The organism is Vreelandella olivaria (assembly GCF_023507745.1).
GTDB classification, from domain to species: Bacteria; Pseudomonadota; Gammaproteobacteria; order Pseudomonadales; family Halomonadaceae; genus Vreelandella; species Vreelandella olivaria_A.
Genome location: NZ_JALPZO010000098.1, coordinates 1 through 534, shown reverse-complemented (window position 1 = coordinate 534; position 534 = coordinate 1). Strand labels below are relative to the sequence as shown.

Here is a 534-nt window from a genome sequence, read left to right as displayed (position 1 = left end):
GGAATCAAGCCAATGCGCTGCTTCAGCCTATCACCCGCGACTTCCATCTTCATCGTGCAAAATATGACGCTGAAGTACCTGACACCGATGATCCCGAACTACTGGAACGAGCAAAACAAGCCACCTCGTTTGTCAACGGCAGAGGCAGCAACCCCTTTAGCGGCCTATCGCAAGACCAACTAGCACTGATTATTTATGACGATAGCGGCACGTTTACGGCCAATGAGCGACGTGCAGCTTGGCAGGAAGAGTATGACCAGGAAACAGCAAGAAGATTAGCAGTTATAGCTCGAGGTAAATTGGAATACAGCCAAACCGGCAAAATGACCGAATTCTTTAAGGAAGTGCTGGAAAATTACAACGAGCTGCCTCCCATTATGCAGGCACAGTATCCCGATTTTTATGCGCCGCGCCTTGAACATCTGATTGAGATGGATTTCAACTTTATGACCCACCGCGCTGAAGGCAAAGGGGCACCTGAAGATATCTTTGAAATATTAATGTCAAGTGAAGACTTTGCCAACCTAGGTAAAC

The 534-nt window shown here is 47.6% G+C and carries 1 protein-coding gene; it reads left to right on the top strand.

Annotation, left to right across the window (positions count from 1 at the left end; all coding sequences use genetic code 11):
• Nucleotides 1-534, top strand: a 534-nt coding sequence (locus HP566_RS07815; RefSeq protein WP_249976703.1) for a hypothetical protein, incomplete at both ends; no start/stop codon positions are given.